The 14,244-nt window shown below is 65.2% G+C and carries 13 protein-coding genes; 11 read left to right on the top strand and 2 right to left on the bottom strand.

Going from position 1 to position 14,244, the window contains the following annotated elements:
• Positions 1-9: 9 nt before the first annotated feature.
• On the top strand, positions 10-453 hold the full coding sequence (locus WKW80_RS10355; protein ID WP_340363480.1) for a DUF1178 family protein: 444 nt from the start codon (positions 10-12) through the stop codon (positions 451-453).
• Positions 454-537: 84 nt separating this feature from the next.
• On the opposite strand, the gene WKW80_RS10350 is transcribed toward WKW80_RS10355, so the two are convergent.
• Entirely contained in the window at positions 538-2,322 is a 1,785-nt protein-coding gene (locus WKW80_RS10350) for an ABC transporter transmembrane domain-containing protein (protein WP_340363479.1), read from the bottom strand.
• A 75-nt stretch (positions 2,323-2,397) separates the two neighbouring features.
• Between WKW80_RS10350 and WKW80_RS10345 the strand changes: the two genes are divergently transcribed.
• The 10 genes from WKW80_RS10345 (at position 2,398) to WKW80_RS10300 (ending at position 13,171) form a co-directional block, all read left to right on the top strand.
• Complete coding sequence (locus WKW80_RS10345) at positions 2,398-2,949, top strand: MarR family winged helix-turn-helix transcriptional regulator (RefSeq protein ID WP_422822883.1); 552 nt, start codon at positions 2,398-2,400, stop codon at positions 2,947-2,949.
• On the top strand, positions 2,930-4,447 hold the full coding sequence (locus WKW80_RS10340) for an efflux transporter outer membrane subunit (protein WP_340363478.1): 1,518 nt from the start codon (positions 2,930-2,932) through the stop codon (positions 4,445-4,447). Before WKW80_RS10345 ends, WKW80_RS10340 begins: the two co-directional genes overlap by 20 nt.
• Position 4,448: 1 nt before the next feature.
• Positions 4,449-5,816, top strand: a complete 1,368-nt coding sequence (locus WKW80_RS10335) for an efflux RND transporter periplasmic adaptor subunit (protein WP_340363477.1) — start codon at positions 4,449-4,451, stop codon at positions 5,814-5,816.
• 19 nt (positions 5,817-5,835) lie between these two features.
• Positions 5,836-7,401 (top strand): DHA2 family efflux MFS transporter permease subunit, encoded by a 1,566-nt coding sequence (locus WKW80_RS10330; protein WP_340363476.1) that lies wholly within the window; start codon positions 5,836-5,838, stop codon positions 7,399-7,401.
• 174 nt (positions 7,402-7,575) lie between these two features.
• On the top strand, positions 7,576-8,346 hold the full coding sequence (locus WKW80_RS10325; protein WP_340363475.1) for an ABC transporter ATP-binding protein: 771 nt from the start codon (positions 7,576-7,578) through the stop codon (positions 8,344-8,346).
• A complete protein-coding gene (locus WKW80_RS10320) occupies positions 8,346-9,056 on the top strand; it encodes an ABC transporter ATP-binding protein (RefSeq protein ID WP_340363474.1) in 711 nt (236 codons plus the stop codon). Before WKW80_RS10325 ends, WKW80_RS10320 begins: the two co-directional genes overlap by 1 nt.
• 73 nt (positions 9,057-9,129) lie before the next feature.
• Positions 9,130-10,323 carry an ABC transporter substrate-binding protein gene (locus WKW80_RS10315; RefSeq protein ID WP_340363473.1) on the top strand — a complete coding sequence of 398 codons (1,194 nt, stop codon included), beginning with the start codon at positions 9,130-9,132 and terminating at the stop codon, positions 10,321-10,323.
• Positions 10,324-10,362: 39 nt separating this feature from the next.
• Positions 10,363-11,238 carry a branched-chain amino acid ABC transporter permease gene (locus WKW80_RS10310; protein WP_340363472.1) on the top strand — a complete coding sequence of 292 codons (876 nt, stop codon included), beginning with the start codon at positions 10,363-10,365 and terminating at the stop codon, positions 11,236-11,238.
• Between the two features lie 8 nt (positions 11,239-11,246).
• Positions 11,247-12,233: a branched-chain amino acid ABC transporter permease gene (locus tag WKW80_RS10305; RefSeq protein ID WP_340363471.1), complete on the top strand. Its 987-nt coding sequence runs from the start codon at positions 11,247-11,249 to the stop codon at positions 12,231-12,233.
• The gene (locus WKW80_RS10300; protein WP_340363470.1) at positions 12,230-13,171 is read left to right on the top strand and encodes an SMP-30/gluconolactonase/LRE family protein; all 942 of its coding nucleotides are present in this window, start codon (positions 12,230-12,232) and stop codon (positions 13,169-13,171) included. Before WKW80_RS10305 ends, WKW80_RS10300 begins: the two co-directional genes overlap by 4 nt.
• Here the strand turns inward: WKW80_RS10300 and WKW80_RS10295 are convergent.
• Positions 13,161-14,213, bottom strand: a complete 1,053-nt coding sequence (locus WKW80_RS10295; RefSeq protein WP_340363469.1) for a lipocalin-like domain-containing protein — start codon at positions 14,211-14,213, stop codon at positions 13,161-13,163. The two genes, WKW80_RS10300 and WKW80_RS10295, sit on opposite strands and share 11 nt — an antisense overlap.
• Positions 14,214-14,244 lie beyond the last annotated feature (31 nt).

The following is a 14,244-nucleotide window of genomic DNA, read 5'->3' as shown; positions in this document are numbered from 1 at the left end:
AATCGGCGCATGAAGGTCCTTAACCTCCAATGCGCGCACGGCCACGGTTTCGAAGGCTGGTTTGCGTCCAATGAGGCGTTTGAAACGCAACTCGCGGGCGGGCTTGTCGAATGCCCGGTCTGCAGCGACACCCGCATCACCAAACTCCTGAGCGCACCGCGGCTCAACCTGGGTGCGGTCCAGCCGTCATCGGAAGCCACGGCTGCTCCCAATCTGCCCGCAGACGCTTCGCCCGACGCTCGCTGGATGCATGCGGTGCGAGAAATAATGGCCCGGACCGAGGACGTCGGCGACCGCTTTACCGACGAGGCGCGCAAGATGCACTATGGCGAAGCGGCCGAACGCGGCATCCGTGGCCAGGCAACGCGCGAACAAGCCGAGGCGCTGGCGGAAGAGGGCATTGCCGTGATGCAGATCGCGGTGCCGGCCGCACTCAAGGAAACGCTGCAGTAGTCCGGTTGCGTTCCGGTTGCGTCCGATTGCCGGCCGCAGATCGGCCGAGCGACAACCCGACTACCCGGCAACCCGGCAACCCCTTCAACTCGCGAACTGCAGCGCCGCCAGCCGCGCGTAGACGCCGCCTTGCGCCACCAGCGTCGCGTGCGTTCCTTGTTCCACGATGCCGCCATGGTCCAGCACGATGATGCGGTTCGCCTTTTGCACGGTGGCAAGGCGGTGCGCAATTACCAGGGTGGTCCGGCCTTCCATCGCCGACTCCAGTGCGGCCTGCACCATTCGTTCGCTTTCGGCGTCGAGCGCGCTGGTGGCTTCGTCGAGCAGCAGCAGAGGCGGGTTCTTGAGGATGGCGCGCGCGATGGCGATGCGTTGGCGCTGACCGCCCGACAGGCGCACGCCGCGTTCGCCCAGGAAGGTGTCGTAGCCCTGGGGCAGGGCGCGCAGAAAGTCGTCGGCGAAGGCGGCGCGCGCCGCCGCGTAGACCTCGGCTTCGTTGGCTTCCGGCCTGCCATAGCGTATGTTTTCCATGGCGCTGGTCGAGAAGATCACGGCATCTTGAGGTACCAGGCCGATGCGGTGGCGCAGTTGGTCGAGCGAGAGTTCGGTAACAGGGCATCCGTCCAGCAGGATGCGTCCCGATTGCGGGTCGTAGTAACGCAGCAACAGTTGGAACACCGTGCTCTTGCCGGCGCCGCTGGAGCCGACGAGCGCCACCGTTTCCCCAGGCGCCACCTGCAGGCTGAAGTCGCGCAGCGCCGGCACTTGCGGGCGCGAGGGATAGTGGAAGGTGATGGCGTCGAGGCGGATGGCGCTGCCCGCCGCCGGAACGGGTGTCTCGGCCGGATCCGCCGGCGAGACGATGGCGGATTTGGCATGCAGCAGTTCCATCAGGCGCTCGGTGGCGCCCGCGGCGCGCAGCAGGTCGCCATACACCTCCCCGAGCACGGCGGCGGCACTCGCCAGGATGATCACATAGACCACCGTCTGCCCGAGGTGGCCAGCGGTGATGTCGCCGCGCAGCACGGCCTGCGTGCCCTGGTACAGGCCCCACAGCAATGCGGCCGAGGTGGCGATGATGATGAAGGCGACCAGAACCGAGCGCGCCTTGGTGCGCCGCACGGCTGTGTGGAAGGCGTGCTGCGTGGACGTGTTGAAGCGTGCGGCCTCGCGCGGCTCGGCGGTGTAGCTTTGAACCACCGGGATCGCGTTGAGCACCTCTGCGGCGATGGCGCTGGAGTCCGCCACGCGGTCCTGGCTGGCACGCGAGAGCTTGCGCACGCGGCGCCCGAACCACATGCTCGGCAACACCACCAGCACCAGGATCAGCAGCACCTGGAACATCACGTAGGGGTTGGTCCACACCAGCATTGCCAGTGCGCCGATGCCCATCACTGCGTTGCGCAGGCCCATGCTCAGCGACGAGCCGACCACGGTTTGCACGAGCGTGGTGTCTGCAGTCAGGCGTGACAGCACTTCGCCGGTCTGGGTGGTCTCGAAGAAGGCGGGGCTTTGGCGCAGCACATGGGAATAGACCGCGTTGCGCAGGTCGGCCGTGACGCGTTCGCCGAGCCAGCTCACGGTGTAGAAACGCGCGGCCGAAAACAGGCCGAGCGCCACGGCCACGCCAAACAGCGCCAGGAAATGGTCGCGCAGGGCCATCGTCTGCGCGCCCTTGTCGGTCGACACCAGGCCGCCGTCGATCAGGCTGCGCAATGCCATTGGAAAGAGCAGGGTGGTCATCGCGGCCATCACCAGGAACAGCGCGGCCAGCGTAATCTGAAGTTTGTAGGGGCGCAGAAACGGCCTCAGGCCGGACAGCGATTGGGGGGAGCCCTTCGCGGGAGAAGACGCAGTGGTAGCAGCCATGCGACGATTGTAACTATCCCTGCCGGAACAAAGGTCGCCTTGACAATAATTGCCGAGGCAACTAATATTTGGGATATGACAGTGCGCGACATTTCCCCGGCAGACGACCAGGCCCCTCCTGGATCGGGCGGCGCGGTGCCCAACTTCTACTCGGCCGAGAACTACCGGTCGGAGGAGAGCATTGGCTACCTGATGCGCCGGATCATGACGGCGGTCGGCCAGTCGGTCGAACTCAATATGTGCGAGCCCGGCAGCCCGACCTATCCGCAGTGGGTGCCCTTGCATAAATTGCACATGGGCCAGGCCACCACGGTGGCTGAACTGGCCCGGGAATGCCAGCTCGACAACGGCGCCATGACGCGCCTGCTCGACCGCCTCGAAGCCAAGGGCCTTTGCCGCCGCGTGCGTTCGGTGGCGGATCGCCGTGTGGTCAACATCGAACTGACCGACGAAGGCCGCACCGCCGCAGAGAAAGTCCCTTACGTGCTGAGCCGCGTGCAGAACGAGCACCTTGCCGGCTTTACTGCAGAGGAGTGGGCGCAGCTCAAGAACTTCCTGCGCCGCATCCTCGACAACGCACAGGCCCTGTCGGCCCGTGGAGAAAAGAATGACTCTTCTGCTTCCTGAATTGTTTACCGCGAAGACGGTACGCCGTGGCACCGCCGTTGCCGCTGCAGCGCTGGCCCTGGTGCTGGCCGGCTGCGCTGACATGGGCAAGGTGGCGAGCAGCGCGCAGTTGCGCGATGCAGCGGCGCTCGAGCTTCCCGCAGCGAGCACGCCTGACGTGCAGGTTGCCGGCCAATGGTGGCTGGCCTTTGGCGACAACCAGTTGAACGCGCTGATCGACCAGGCCTTGCAGGGCAATCCGAGCCTTCAAGTGGCGCAGGCGCGTCTCGCGCGTGCGCGAGCTTCGGCCGACATCGCCGGTGCTGCCGACAAGCCGCAACTCAATGCCTCGCTCGACATGATGCGGCAGGAGTTCAGCAACAACTACATCTACCCCCCGCCGCTGGGTGGCTCGATCCAGGAAACCGGTACCTTGCAGCTCAACGGAAGCTGGGAGATCGACTTCTTCGGCAAGAACCGTTCGGCCCTGAATGCCGCCATCGGCACGGCCAACGCAGCCGCGGCCGACGCCGACGCCGCCCGCGTGCTGTTGACCACCAACGTGGCGCGCGGCTACCTGCAATGGGCCCGCCTGGACGACCAGCTGACCGTGGCCAGGCGCACACTCGCCCAGCGCGAGGAAACCTTGCGCCTGGTCCGCGACCGCGTGTCGGCCGGCCTGGACACGCGCCTGCAGTTGCGCCAGAGCGAAAGCGGCATTCCCGAGGCGCGGCAGCAGATCGAATCGATCAACGAGCAGATCGCCATTGCGCAACATGCACTCGACGCACTCGTCGGCAAGCCCAATATCACCGCGACGCTCACGTCGCCCGAACTCGGCAACATCAAGAACATCGCCTTGCAACCGGTGCTGCCGGCCGACCTGCTGGGCCGCCGTGCGGACATCGCGGCGGCACGCTGGCGCGTCGAAGCGGCGACGCAGGACGTGAAGAACGCGAAGTCTCAGTTCTATCCGAACGTCAACCTCGTCGCCTTCGCCGGCTTCCAGTCGATCGGTTATGACAAGCTGTTGAGGACGAGCAGCCAGCAGTGGGGCGTTGGACCGGCCATCCGCCTGCCGATCTTCGAAGGCGGCAAGCTGCGCGCCAATTTGCGCGGCAAATCGGCCGACCTCGACGCCGCCATCGAAAGCTACAACACCACCGTGCTGGATGCGGTTCGCGATGTGGCGGACTCCGTGACGTCGGTGCAGTCGGTTGCGCGCCAGCAGACCCAGCAGCGCGAAGCGCAGGACGCCGCCGAAAGTGCCTACGACATCGCGACGCAGCGCTATGGCGCCGGCCTTGGCAACTTCCTCGACGTGCTGTCGGCCGAGACGACTGTGCTGCTGCAACGCAGGCAAGGCGTCGACCTTGCGGCCCGTGCGCTCGACGCGCAGGTCGGGCTGGCCCGAGCCCTCGGCGGCGGCTGGCAGCCGAGCGAAGAGACCAGCACCGCCGCGCTTGCCGCCCCCCCAGATCAAGTGACCCTGTTGCCACCCCTTCAGAGAGCCCGATAACATGACCGATACCGCCAACACCAGCGCCGCAGCCGCAGCCGCAGAGCCTGAAGCCACCCCCGCACCCAACGGCAAGCGTCGTCGTGCACTCACCGCGCTCGCAGCGACGGTGATCCTGGCCGGCGGCAGCTGGGGCCTGTACGAGTGGCTGGTGGCCAGCCACTACGAGGACACGGACAACGCCTACGTTCAGGGCAACGTGATCCAGATCACGCCGCAAATCAGCGGTACCGTGATGGCCATCAGCGCCGACGACACCGACTTCGTCAAGGCCGGCCAACCGCTGGTGCAGCTCGACCCGGCCGATGCCAAGGTCGCGCTCGACCAGGCCGAGGCAGCACTGGCCCAGGCCGTGCGCCAGGTGCGCACCCTCTACGCCAACAATGGTTCGCTCGCTGCGCAAGTCACGCTGCGCCAGGCCGACATCGTTCGCGCCGAAAGCGACATTGCCCGTGCGCAGGAGGACCTGAAGCGCCGCCAGGCGCTCACCGGCAATGGCGCGGTGTCGAAGGAAGAACTGAGCCACTCCGAAACCGCACTGTCGGTTGCCAAGAGCCAATTGGCGGCTGCGCAGGCCAACGTGGCTTCGGCCCGCGAGCAACTGGTAAGCAACCAGTCGCTGACCGAAGGCACCAGCATCGAAAAGCACCCCGCCGTGCTCGCCGCCGCCGCCAAGGTGCGCGAGGCCTACCTCGCCACGCAGCGCGTCGCCATGCCTGCGCCCGTCGACGGGTATGTCGCGAAGCGCACCGTGCAACTCGGCCAGCGGGTGGCTGCCGGCACGCCGATGATGTCGATCGTCCCTTTGAACCAGGTGTGGGTCGATGCCAACTTCAAGGAAGTGCAACTGCGCAACATCCGCCTGGGCCAGCCGGTCAAGCTGACAGCCGACCTGTACGGCAAGAAGGTGGAGTACGACGGCAGCGTCGCCGGGCTCGGCGTCGGTACCGGGGCCGCCTTTGCGCTGCTGCCCGCGCAGAACGCGACCGGCAACTGGATCAAGGTGGTGCAGCGCGTGCCCGTGCGCATCACGCTGCAACCGGAGCAGCTCAAGGCCAACCCGCTGCGCGTTGGCCTGTCGATGGACGCCTCGATCGACGTGTCGAAGAAGGACGGCAAGATGCTGGCCGATGCGCCGCGCGCTGCCGCCCTCAGCGAGACGGCCGTCTACAGCACGCTCAACGACGGCGCGGACGCCGTGGTGAACAGCATCATCGCAGCCAACCTCGGTGGCGTCGCACCCGTTGCCGGCAAGCGCCCCGCGGCGCCTGCTGCGCCGGCCACTGCGCCAGGCGCTTCGGCCACGCCGCCGCAGGCCAGCGGCCCACACTCGGCCGCCGCGATGGCCATGTCGTCGCAACGCGGCTGATCGGCAAGCCAGCGCCTGCATGGCCACCGCCGCGCCCGCCCAAGTGGCCCACGCCCCGCTCGAAGGAGCCGCGCGCGTCTGGGGCACCATCGCACTGTCGGCAGCGACGTTCATGAACGTGCTCGACACGTCGATTGCGAACGTGTCGCTGCCGGCCATCTCGGGTGACCTTGGCGTCAGCTCGACGCAGGGCACCTGGGTCATCACCAGCTTTGCGGTGGCCAATGCCATCGCAGTTCCGTTGACAGGCTTCATGACGCAACGCTTCGGGCAGGTGCGCCTGTTCATGGCCAGCGTCATCCTGTTCATGATCACGTCGTTCATGTGCGGCATTGCGCCCAACATGACGACGCTGATCCTGTTCCGCGCCATGCAGGGCTTTGTTGCCGGGCCGATGATTCCGCTCTCGCAGACCTTGCTGCTGTCGAGCTATCCGCGCGCCAAGGCCGGATTGGCGATGGCGATGTGGTCGATGACCACGCTGGTCGCGCCCGTGATGGGGCCGCTGCTGGGCGGCTGGATCACGGACAACATCTCGTGGCCGTGGATCTTCTACATCAACATTCCCGTCGGCGTCGTGGCCGCGGCCATCACCTGGACGCTCTACCGCAAGCGCGACAGTGCGACGCACAAGGTGCCGATCGACGGCATCGGGCTGGCGCTGCTGGTGCTGTGGGTCGGCTCGCTGCAGCTCATGCTCGACAAGGGCAAGGAACTCGACTGGTTCCACTCCGCCGTGATCGTCACGCTGGCAGTTGTGGCGGTGGTGGCGTTTGCCTTCTTCCTGGTCTGGGAGCTGACCGACAAGCATCCGGTGGTGGACCTCTCGCTGTTCGCGCGCCGCAACTTCTGGTCAGGGGCGTTCGCGACCGCGGTGGCCTATGGCCTGTTCTTCGGCAATGTCGTGATCCTGCCGCTGTGGCTGCAGCAGTACATGGGCTATACGGCGACGCAGGCGGGGATGATCATGGCGCCGGTGGGCTTGCTGGCCATCTTCTTCTCGCCCGTCGTCGGCCTGACGGTGGCGAAGGTGGATCCGCGCCGCTACGCGACCTTTTCTTTCCTGGTGTTTGCGCTGGTGCTGTGGATGCGTTCGCACTTCAACACGCAAGCTGATTTCTGGACCATCATGATCCCGACGATCGTCCAGGGCGTGGCCATGGCGTTCTTCTTCATTCCGCTCGTCACGATCACTCTGTCGGGCCTGACACCCGACCGCATTCCGGCGGCATCGGGCTTGTCGAACTTCCTGCGCATCACCGCGGGCGCCATGGGCACGTCGATTGCGACCACCTTCTGGGAGAACCGCGCGGCGCTGCATCATGCGCAACTGGTGGAATCGGTCAACACCGGCAATGCGGCGGCCGGCAGCGTGATCTCGGGCCTCGGCAGCAGCGGGTTCGGCATGGACCAGGTGCTCGGGCAGATCAACCGGATCGTCGACCAGCAGGCTTCCATGCTCGCGGCCAACGACTTGTTCTTCGGCTCGGCGGTGTTGTTCATCTTGCTGATTCCACTGGTATGGCTTGCACGTCCGCAACGTAGCGGAGCGGGTGCTGGAGACGCGGCGGCGGGCGCACACTGACGCCTCGCTTACATGGGGGCGCGAATGTGCGCGCCCGTTGCACTGCAGCATAGGCATTTGCCCCAGTAGGAAGGGTCTTGGCCCGCGCCTAACATCCGTGCGCGCTCGATAGTGGCGCGCACAGATGGACCGCATGACCGAAACTTCCTGCCAGCAACAGGGCGACCGCGCGAGATGAGCGACATCATTCTCGAAACGCGCCAGCTCACCAAGGAATTCAAGGGCTTCACCGCCGTCAGCAAGGTCGACCTTGCGGTGAAGCGCGGCGCGATCCATGCGCTGATCGGTCCCAACGGCGCGGGCAAGACCACCTGCTTCAACCTGCTCACCAAGTTCCTCGAGCCGACCTCCGGCACCATTCTTTTCAACGGGCAGGACATCACGCAGGAGCGCCCCGCACAGATCGCGCGCCGCGGCATCATCCGTTCGTTCCAGATATCGGCCGTGTTCCCGCACCTCACCTTGCTGGAGAACGTGCGCCTCGGCCTGCAGCGTTCGCTCGGCACGTCGTATCACTTCTGGAAAAGCGAGAAGTCGCTGAAGCCGCTCGAAGCGCGGGCACGCGAACTGCTGGCCGAAGTCGGACTCGAAGACCTGGCTGGCGAGTTGACCGTGAACCTGCCTTATGGCCGCAAGCGCGCACTCGAGATCGCCACCACGCTCGCGATGGAGCCCGAACTGATGCTGCTCGACGAACCCACTCAAGGCATGGGGCACGAAGACGTGCATCGCGTGGCCGATCTCATCAAGCGCGTGTCGGCTGGCCGCACCATCCTGATGGTGGAGCACAACATGAGCGTGGTCTCCACGATTGCCGACACCATCACGGTGCTGCAGCGCGGCGCGGTGCTGGCGGAGGGCCCGTACACCGAGGTCTCGAAGAATCCGCTGGTCATGGAGGCCTATATGGGCACGACCGACGGCCAACTGCAGGGAGCGCACTGATGGCAGTCCCCGCACTCGAGATCAGCGGCCTTCACGCCTGGTACGGCGAGTCGCATGTGCTGCATGGCGTGGACATGGTGGTGCAGCCCGGCGAGGTCGTCACGCTGCTGGGCCGCAATGGGGCAGGGCGCACCACGACGATGCGTGCGGTGCTCGGCCTGACCGGCAGCCGCAAGGGCAGCATCAAGGTGAACGGCACCGAGACCGTGGGTCTCGCAACGCACAAGATCGCGCATCTGGGAATCGGCTATTGCCCGGAAGAGCGCGGCATCTTCGCGAGCCTCTCGGCGGAAGAAAACCTCATGCTGCCGCCGGTGCTCAAGGGCGCCGAAAAGGGCATGCCGGTCGACGAGATCTACGCGATGTTTCCCAACCTGGCCGAACGTCGCAACAGCCAGGGCACGCGGCTGTCAGGCGGCGAGCAGCAGATGCTGGCGGTCGCGCGCATCCTGCGCACTGGCGCGAAGCTGCTGCTGCTCGACGAGATTTCCGAAGGCCTGGCGCCCGTGATCGTGCAGGCGCTGGCCCGCATGATCGTCATGCTGCGCGCCAAGGGCTACACCATCGTCATGGTGGAACAGAACTTCCGTTTTGCCGCACCGCTCGCCGACCGGTTCTATGTGATGGAGCACGGCCGCATGGTGGAAGCCTTCAGCGCGAAGGAACTCGAGGCAAAGATGCCGGTGCTCAACGAACTGCTCGGTGTCTGATGGTTCTTCGAACGTCTTCATCGCCCCAACCGAAACCAATCTCAACGCGCATCCCGGAAACAAGGAACCGATCATGAAAAAAGCTCTCGCACTCTCCGCCGTCTCCGTTGCCATCGCACTTGCCTCCGGCGCCGCGCAGGCGCAGGAAAAGGTCAAGATCGGCTTCATCACCGACATGTCGAGCCTGTACGCCGACGTGGAAGGCAAGAACGGCGCGACCGCCATTCAGATGGCCATCGACGACTTCGGCGGCAAGGTCAATGGCATGCCGATCGAACTGCTGACGGCAGACCACCAGAACAAGGCCGACATCGCCGCGTCGAAATCGCGCGAATGGATCGACACGCAGGGCCTGACGATGCTGTTCGGCGGCACCAGCTCGGGCACGGCACTCGCGATGGCCAAGGTCGCGCAGGAAAAGAAGCGGGTGTTCATCGTGAACGGCGCCGGGAGCTCGGCACTCACCAATGAGCAGTGCACCCCCTACACCGTGCACTACGCCTACGACACCGTCGCTCTGGCCAAGGGCACGGGCACTGCCGTCATTGCGCGTGGCGACAAGAACTGGTTCTTCCTGACGGCTGACTACGCCTTCGGCCAGGCGCTCGAAGCCGACGCCACCAAGGTCGTGAAGGACAAGGGCGGCACGGTGGTGGGCTCGGTCAAGCATCCGCTCAACACCTCGGACTTCTCGTCGTTCCTGTTGCAGGCGCAGAACTCGAAGGCGCAGGTGCTGGCCTTGGCCAACGCCGGCGGCGACACGCAGAACGCCATCAAGGCGGCCAAGGAATTCGGCATCACCAAGACCATGAAGATGGTCGGCCTGCTGGTGTTCGTGACGGACGTGCACAGCCTCGGACTGAAGAACTCCGAAGGCCTTTTGGTCACGACGAGCTGGGACTGGAACCTCGACGACAAGTCGCGCGAGTTCGGCAAGCGCTTCTTCGAGAAGACCAAGCGCATGCCGACCGACATTCAGGCGGCGGACTACTCGGCCACGATGACCTACCTGAAGGCGCTGCAGGCCGCGAAGACGACTGACGCCGACAAGGTGATGGACCAGCTCAAGAAGACGCCGATCGACGATTTTTATGCCAAGGGCACGATCCGCGCCGATGGCCGCTTCGTGCACGACATGTACCTGATGCAGGTCAAGTCGCCAGCCGAGTCGAAGCAGCCGTGGGACTACTACAAGCTGGTGCAGAAGCTCAAGGGCGACGACGTCTTCACGACGAAGGCCGAATCGAAGTGCGCCATCTGGAAGTGACCGTTCTCCGACCGACCTGATCCGCGCGCTCCAAACCACATGAACATATCGATGCCGGCCCTGTTGAGCCAGCTCCTGCTGGGGCTGGTCAACGGCTCGTTCTACGCCATCCTGAGCCTCGGGCTGGCGGTGATCTTCGGGCTGCTCAACGTCATCAATTTCGCGCACGGTGCGCTGTTCATGCTGGGCGCCATCCTCACCTGGATGGCGATGGAGTTCTTGGGCGTCAACTACTGGATCATGCTGCTGGCCGCGCCGATCATCGTCGGCGCTTTCGGCATCCTGATCGAGCGGCTGCTGCTGCGCTGGATCTACAAGCTCGACCATCTCTACGGCCTGCTGCTCACGCTCGGTCTCACGCTGCTGATCGAGGGCGTGTTCCGGTCGGTGTATGGCGTGTCGGGCCTGGCCTATGAGAAGCCCGACTTGCTGGCCGACACGACCGATCTCGGCTTCATGGTGTTGCCCGACTACCGCGCGTGGGTCGTGCTTGCCTCCCTCGTGGTCTGCCTCGCGACCTGGTACGTGATCGAGAAAACAAGGCTGGGTGCCTACCTGCGGGCCGGCACCGAGAACCCGCGTCTCGTCGAGGCGTTCGGCGTCAACGTGCCACTGATGATCACGCTGACCTACGCCTTCGGCTGCGCGCTCGCTGCGTTTGCAGGCGTGCTCGCGGCGCCGGTGATCCAGGTCTCGCCGCTGATGGGGCAGAACCTCATCATCGTGGTGTTCGCAGTGGTGGTGATCGGCGGCATGGGCTCGATCATGGGCGCCATCCTCACCGGCCTCGGCCTCGGGGTGATCGAGGGGCTCACCAAGGTGTTCTATCCGGAAGCCTCGTCCACGGTCGTGTTCGTGATCATGGTGATCGTGCTGCTGATTCGTCCGGCCGGCCTGTTCGGCAAAGAAAAATAAAGCGCGGCATGAAGAAGATCTCTACCGTCGTCTACGCGCTTCTGCTGGTCTCGCTGATCGCTGCGCCGTTCCTCGGCGCCTATCCGGTGTTCGTGATGAAGCTCATGTGCTTCGCGCTGTTCGCCTCGGCTTTCAACCTGCTGCTGGGCTACACCGGGCTGCTGTCGTTCGGGCATGCGGCCTTCTTCGGCGGCTCTGCCTATGTGGCGGGCCATGCGATCAAGGCCTGGGGGCTGACCCCCGAGCTGGCGCTGATTGCCGGCACGCTCACCGGCGCGCTGCTCGGCTGGGTGTTCGGCGTGCTGGCCATTCGACGCCAGGGCATCTATTTCGCGATGATCACGCTGGCACTGGCGCAGATGATGTTCTTCGTTGCGCTGCAGGCCAAGTTCACCGGTGGCGAAGACGGCCTGCAGGGCGTGCCGCGCGGCAAGCTGTTCGGCGTGATCGATCTGCAGAACGACCTGACGATGTACTACGTCGCGTTGATCATCGTGGTGGCGGCTTTCCTGCTGATCGTGCGAACCATCCATTCGCCATTCGGGCAGGTGCTCAAGGGCATCAAGGAAAACGAGCCGCGCGCGTTGTCGCTCGGTTATGACGTGAGCCGGTTCAAGCTGCTGGCGTTCGTGATCTCGGCCGCGCTGTCGGGCCTCGCGGGTTCGCTCAAGACGCTGGTACTGGGCTTCGCGACGCTGAGCGATGTGCACTGGACGGCGTCGGGCCAAGTCATCCTGATGACGCTGGTCGGTGGGCTTGGCACGCTGTCGGGGCCGCTGGTCGGCTCGGCGGTCGTGGAGTTGCTGGAGAACAAGATCGGTGAATTCGGCAACCTGCTTGCACGCGTCACGAGCTTCGAGTGGTTCAATACGCTGGGCGAATCGGTCACGATGGTCACAGGCCTGATCTTCGTGATCTGCGTGCTGGCATTCCGGCGCGGAGTGATGGGCGAGATCATCGCGTTCATCGATCGGCAGCGCGGCCGGGCCAAGTGACCTGGCAGGCGGCCACTCGCTATCCCGATCCGGCGCTGCAGGCACTGGACCCGCGCTTCGGCAAATACCTGATCTTCAATGCCGCCATCGAGCAGCTTGCCACCGGCATGCGCTGGGCGGAAGGGCCGGTGTGGTTCGGCGACCAGCGCTGCCTGCTGTGGAGCGACATTCCCAACAACCGCGTGATGCGATGGGACGAGCCGAGCGGCAAGGTCACGGTGTTCCGGCAACCGTCCAACTTTGCGAACGGCCACACGCGCGACCGGCAAGGGCGCCTGCTGAGTTGCGAGCACGGCAGCCGCAGCGTGACGCGCACCGAATACGACGGCCGCATCACCGTGATCCTCGACCGTTACCAGGGCAAGCGGCTCAATTCGCCGAATGACATCGTGGTGAAGTCCGACGATTCGATCTGGTTCACCGATCCGCCATTCGGCATCCTCGGGCACTACGAAGGCTTCAAGGCAGAGCCCGAATTGCCGACCCACATCTACCGTGTCGACGGCAAGACCGGCCATGCAAGCGTGGTCGGCAGCGCCGTGAACCGGCCCAACGGCCTGTGCTTTTCACCGGACGAGCGAAGGCTCTACGTGGTTGAGTCCGGGGCCTTGCCGCGCCGCATCCGCGTGTTCGATCTCGGCGACGACGGCGAGCAACTCGTCAACGACCGCGTGTTCTACCAGTGCGCGAACGGCGAACAGCCGGACGGCTTTCGCTGCGATGTCGACGGCAACCTGTGGGCCGGCTGGGGTACGGGCGAGGCCTACGACGGCGTGATGGTGTTCGCACCCGACGCAACGCCGATCGGGCGAATCACGCTGCCGGAGCGCTGTGCCAATTTGTGCTTTGGCGGTGTCGCGCGCAACCGCCTGTTCATGGCGGCGAGCCAGTCGATCTACTCGTTGTTCGTGAACACGCAGGGCGCCGCTAGAACTTGAGCGACTGCGCGTAGCCCGTCATCTCCAGGTAGCCGCGGCCCACGGGCTGCCCGCGTTCATCGAGCAGGTCGCTCAAGCCTTCCCAATAGACTGCGCCGGTCGAGCCACGGCTGTCGAGCTCCTGGTTGTCGAGCAAGGCCTTGACCTTGAAGCGGCCCGCCGGCGTTTGCACATTCCACTCGACGGGATAGGTGGCCTGGCTGCCCTCGGACTTCCATTTGCGACCCGCGTCGAAGCTCACTTCATCGCGCGAAAACACACGAAGTACACGGGCGGCGGTGCGGAACGAGCCGCCGGCCCACAGCGCGCTCCCGTCGCGGCGTCGTAATCGAAATGCGGTAAGCGCACTGCCATCGGCGAGGTTCATGCCGATCCAGTCCCAGCCGGTTGCGTCGGGGTGCAGGAGGGCCTCGCTCCATTCGTGGTCCAGCCAGGCCGTGCCGCGCACGTCGAAGGGCTGGCCGTGCAGCGTGAGGCGACCGCTCGTCGCGAGTTGGGGCTCGCTGTAGTAGTAACTGGCCTGGGACTCCTCGGGTCCCTTGCGCGACAGGCCCGCGTCGCCCTGCGGCAGCACCGGTTGTGTCGGCGCGAAGTGCAGGTCGAGCGTGAACCCGCTGGCTGGAGTACGCGTGTGATAGCCATCGGCCTGACGCTCCAGCGACCAGTCGCGCAACTTCACGCGCGTGTCGCTTTCGCTCGCCTCGGCCACGCCCATGCCGGCCCGTGCAATGCGTTGGTCGTGCAGCAGCTTGCCGCCGGCGAGGTCGGTCACGGCGGCGTGCGCGAAGATCAACTGCTTTGCGGCAAATGCCGATTGCATGCCTTGCGTCTCGTCCACGCGCGAGCGAAAGAAGGTGACTTGGTAGCCGAACACGCGTGCGCCCGCCGTTGCATGGCCGGTGATGTACCACCACTCGGTGCGCAGGTCCGGGTGGCTCCCGAAATCGCGCGGAAACTGCAGCGTGCGCGCCGGCAATGCCCAGGCTGGCAGCGGCATCAGCGCCGCCAGCAAGAGGTTGCGACGCGACAGGCGCAACCTCATGTCAGTGCCCCTTGACGCAGCAGCGTCTTGC

It is taken from the genome of Variovorax humicola (assembly GCF_037889915.1).
Taxonomy (GTDB): Bacteria; Pseudomonadota; Gammaproteobacteria; order Burkholderiales; family Burkholderiaceae_C; genus Variovorax; species Variovorax humicola.
Note: the sequence above shows the minus strand (reverse complement) of the source record. Positions and strands in the feature narration are given on the sequence as shown.

Excerpts from the sequence above, each read along its gene's own strand:
- WKW80_RS10355 (WP_340363480.1), top strand. The coding sequence starts at position 10 with ATGAAGGTCCTTAACCTCCAATGCGCGCACGGCCACGGTTTCGAAGGC.
- WKW80_RS10350 (WP_340363479.1), bottom strand. The coding sequence starts at position 2,322 with ATGGCTGCTACCACTGCGTCTTCTCCCGCGAAGGGCTCCCCCCAATCG.
- WKW80_RS10345 (WP_422822883.1), top strand. The coding sequence starts at position 2,398 with ATGACAGTGCGCGACATTTCCCCGGCAGACGACCAGGCCCCTCCTGGA.
- WKW80_RS10340 (WP_340363478.1), top strand. The coding sequence starts at position 2,930 with ATGACTCTTCTGCTTCCTGAATTGTTTACCGCGAAGACGGTACGCCGT.
- WKW80_RS10335 (WP_340363477.1), top strand. The coding sequence starts at position 4,449 with ATGACCGATACCGCCAACACCAGCGCCGCAGCCGCAGCCGCAGAGCCT.
- WKW80_RS10330 (WP_340363476.1), top strand. The coding sequence starts at position 5,836 with ATGGCCACCGCCGCGCCCGCCCAAGTGGCCCACGCCCCGCTCGAAGGA.
- WKW80_RS10325 (WP_340363475.1), top strand. The coding sequence starts at position 7,576 with ATGAGCGACATCATTCTCGAAACGCGCCAGCTCACCAAGGAATTCAAG.
- WKW80_RS10320 (WP_340363474.1), top strand. The coding sequence starts at position 8,346 with ATGGCAGTCCCCGCACTCGAGATCAGCGGCCTTCACGCCTGGTACGGC.
- WKW80_RS10315 (WP_340363473.1), top strand. The coding sequence starts at position 9,130 with ATGAAAAAAGCTCTCGCACTCTCCGCCGTCTCCGTTGCCATCGCACTT.
- WKW80_RS10310 (WP_340363472.1), top strand. The coding sequence starts at position 10,363 with ATGAACATATCGATGCCGGCCCTGTTGAGCCAGCTCCTGCTGGGGCTG.
- WKW80_RS10305 (WP_340363471.1), top strand. The coding sequence starts at position 11,247 with ATGAAGAAGATCTCTACCGTCGTCTACGCGCTTCTGCTGGTCTCGCTG.
- WKW80_RS10295 (WP_340363469.1), bottom strand. The coding sequence starts at position 14,213 with ATGAGGTTGCGCCTGTCGCGTCGCAACCTCTTGCTGGCGGCGCTGATG.